3 protein-coding genes and 1 pseudogene are annotated in these 3,280 nt (G+C 77.4%); all 4 read right to left on the bottom strand.

What is annotated here, in order from left to right; genetic code table 11:
• Positions 1 to 102 precede the first annotated feature (102 nt).
• Positions 103 to 489, bottom strand: a pseudogene (locus DLJ47_RS30925) (hypothetical protein); the annotation flags it as partial.
• Positions 490 to 689: 200 nt separating this feature from the next.
• Positions 690 to 1,508 (bottom strand): DUF692 domain-containing protein, encoded by an 819-nt coding sequence (locus DLJ47_RS30920; RefSeq protein ID WP_109905323.1) that lies wholly within the window; start codon positions 1,506 to 1,508, stop codon positions 690 to 692.
• The gene (locus tag DLJ47_RS30915) at positions 1,505 to 2,413 is read right to left on the bottom strand and encodes a TIGR04222 domain-containing membrane protein (RefSeq protein ID WP_109905321.1); all 909 of its coding nucleotides are present in this window, start codon (positions 2,411 to 2,413) and stop codon (positions 1,505 to 1,507) included. Before DLJ47_RS30915 ends, DLJ47_RS30920 begins: the two co-directional genes overlap by 4 nt.
• 163 nt (positions 2,414 to 2,576) lie before the next feature.
• The gene (locus DLJ47_RS30910) at positions 2,577 to 3,149 is read right to left on the bottom strand and encodes a TetR/AcrR family transcriptional regulator (RefSeq protein WP_088992923.1); all 573 of its coding nucleotides are present in this window, start codon (positions 3,147 to 3,149) and stop codon (positions 2,577 to 2,579) included.
• Positions 3,150 to 3,280 lie beyond the last annotated feature (131 nt).

The raw sequence follows: 3,280 nt of genomic DNA, 5'->3' as shown, positions 1-3,280 counted from the left end.
GTCGAAGCCCGGCGGCACCGGTGCGCCGGCCACCAGCGCCGCCACCAGTTCCGCCTGCCGAGCCGCCAGGTCCGCCGCCTGCCGAGCCGCCAGGTCCGCCGCCGGCCGGGCCGGCAGGTCGTAGCGGTCGGTCGCCTCCCGCACCGCCAGTTCCTCCGCGCCGAGCGGCGGCAGCGCGCCCCGCCCCCGCAGCGCGCGGGCCAGGTCCCAACCGTCGCGCAGCGACCCGGCGGTGGGTCGGCCGGCCGCCCAGCCGGCGAAGGTGGCCGGCCAGTCGGCGCCGAAGCCGGCGGCGAGCAGCGGCCAGTGCCGGGCCACGTCGCCGGCGCGCTTGGGCAGCAGCGCCGCCCGGGCCGCGGCCAGCGGCGCCGGGTCGAAGCCCGGCGGCACCGGTGCGCCGGCCACCAGCGCCGCCACCAGTTCCGCCTGCCGAGCCGCCAGGTCCGCCGCCTGCCGAGCCGCCAGGTCCGCCGCCGGCCGGGCCGGCAGGTCGTCGTCCGCCGGCCGGGCGGTGACCAGGTAGTCGTCCGCCGGTGGGGCGGGATCGTTCGCCGGCCGCGCGGGCGGGCCGGCGTCCGCCGGCCGGGTGGTCACGTCGACTGTCGACGGTACGGTCCGGTCGACCGTCGGTCGGTTGGTCCGGCCGTCCGCCGAGCGGGCGGCCGGGGCGGTGGGGAGCGGGTCGGCGGTCACGTGACCACCGGGAACCCGGAGGCCGCGGCGAGGGCGTCCAGTTCGGCGCGGAGCGTCGCGGCGGGCGGGTAGTGCCCGTCGCGTTCCAGCAGCAGCGCCGGCGGGCGGTGCCGCGCGCACACTTCACGGAGCAGGTCGAGCACCTCGGCCGGCACCGGGTCGGTGTGCGTGTCGTGGTAGAAGCCGCCGTGCTCGGCGCCGCCGGCGACGTGCGCGTAGGCGACCCGCTCCAGGGGCAGCCGGTCCAGCAGCGCGATCGGGTCGGTGCCGCGGTTGCGCGCGTTGGCGTACACGTTGGCGACGTCGAGCAGCAGCAGGGCTCCCGTGCGGTCCAGGATCTCGGTCAGGAACGCGGCCTCGTCCAGTTCGTCGTCCGGCCAGTCGAACAGCGCCGCGACCGGTTCCAGCGCGATCGGCACCGGCAACTGGGCCTGCGCCCGGTCGACGTTGGCGCAGACCGCGTCGACCGCCTCCCGGGTGCGCGGCAGCGGCAGCAGGTGACCGGCCTCCAGCCCGCCGGCCCGGACGAACGCGATGTGCTCGCTGACCAGCGGGGCGTCCACCAGCCGCGCCACCGCGGCCAGTTGGGCGACCCGGGCCGGGTCGACCGGTTCGGCGCCGCCCAGGGAGAGCCGCACCCCGTGCGGTATGACCGTGACGCCCCGCTCGCGCAGCGCGGCCAGGCCGACCGGCAGCGGTCCGGTCGCCGGCACGGACTCCGCCACCACCTCGACGAAGCGCAGGCCGGGCAGCTCGGCGACGAAGCCGGCGATCTCCGGACGCCAGCCGATGCCCACCCCGGTCGGCCCGGTCATCCGCCGCACCCGCCGCCGCCACAGCCGCCGCCCCCGCAGGAGCTGCCGCCACTGCAACCGGAGCTGCCGCCGCCGCCGCCGCAGCCGCCGGTGCCGCCGCTGCTGCCGAGCGCCTGCCGCTGGATCTCGGCCTGCTCGGCGAAGCCCGGATCCATCGCCCAGAGCGCGCCGGTGCCGAACAGGGCGATGCCCATCGCGGCGCCGGTCGCGCCGTAGGTGGCGTACGCGGGGGAGGAGGCCGGGGCGAGGTGGACGTGCCGCTGGCGCAGGGTGCGCAGCGCGGCCCGACCGGCCCGGGTCCGGTACGGCGCCCGGACCAGGATCGCGAAGGCCACGACGATGCCCACCAGGCTGAGTAGCAGGTAGCCGACCGGCTTGTCGCCGGACAGCCCGTCGAAGAGCCGGAACACCCCGACGGCCAGCAGGAGCAGCAGGACCATCGCCCCGCGCCGGGCGGACTCGCGGCGGCCCGAGGAGAGGGCGAGCCCGCGCTGTTCGAGGTCGGCGCCGAGCTGGGTGAGGGCCGAGGCGACCCACTGGTCCCGGCGCAGGTCCGCGACCCGGGTCCGGCGGGCCGCCGCGTTGTAGACGGCCTGGGCCAGCGGGGTGGCGCCGGCGGGCATCGGCCCGGTGGTGACCAGGCGCCGGCCCGGGCCGACGCCGACGGAGCCGGCGCCGCGCAGCGCGCCGAGCGTGGCGGGCACGGCCAGCGCGGCGCCGCCGTTGAGGTAGGCGGCCTGCTCCGGGCTGAGCTGGTCGTAACCGGGTTCCCGGGAGCCGGCGAGCACCCGGGCCCGGTGGATCGCGCCGAGGACCACCACCAGGACGGCCGCGGCGAGGTAGAAGCGCAGGAAGGTCGGACCGGGGATGCCCCAGGTGTCGCCCGGTGCGGCAAGGACGGACATCGGCTGCTCCTGTCGCCGGAGGGATCGGCGGCCCCATTGTGGGGCAGGACCGCCACGCCGCACCGCCCGGTGCCACCCTGCCGGCGTGGCGTGGTGCCGGCCGGCTGCGTTCGCCTGAGGACAGGTACGAGGGGCGCGACCGCCCAGCCCGGGAAGCCGGCGGTCAGCGCCGGCGGACCGCCTCCTCGACCAGGTCCAGCACCCGGCCGAGGTCACCGGCCGGCCGACCCATGGCCAGGTGCAGCACCAGCCCGTCGTAGGCGAGTTCCAGGAACTGGGCCAGCACGTCGATCGGGACGTCGTCGCGCAGTACGCCCGCCTCCCGCTGCCGGGCCAGCCGCTCGCGGGTCGCCTCGGCGATGGCGGCCGACCGCTCGGCCCACCGCTTGGCGAACGCCGGGTCGGTACGCAGCCGTCGGGACACCTCCAGTTGGCTGCCGAGCCAGCCGGTGGTGTCCGGGGAGACCGCCCCGGCCAGCAGGTCCCGCATCACCTGGACCAGACCGTTGCGGGCCACCGTCTCCACCATCACCGCGGCGTCGTCCTCGGCGACGGCGAGGAAGAGCGAGTCCTTGTCCCGGAAGTGGTGGAAGATCGCGCCCCGGGACAGCCGGGTGGCCTCCTCCAGCCGGCGCACGGTGGCGCCCTCGTAGCCGTGCCGGGCGAAACACGCCCGCGCGGCGGCAAGGATCTCCTGCCGGCGCGCGTCGAGCTGGTCCTGACTTACTCTGGGCACGGGTCGATCGTGTCAGGTCACCCCGCGTACTGCAAACCGTACGTACGGCTTGGATCCGTCGGTTGGTCGATCAGTACGCCGCCGCGTTCCGGTTACGATCGCGCCGTGACGCCGCCCCCCACCCCCACCGC

Source organism: Micromonospora sp. S4605 (genome assembly GCF_003176715.1).
GTDB lineage: Bacteria > Actinomycetota > Actinomycetes > Mycobacteriales > Micromonosporaceae > Micromonospora > Micromonospora echinaurantiaca.
This window is presented reverse-complemented; position numbering and strand designations above follow the sequence as displayed.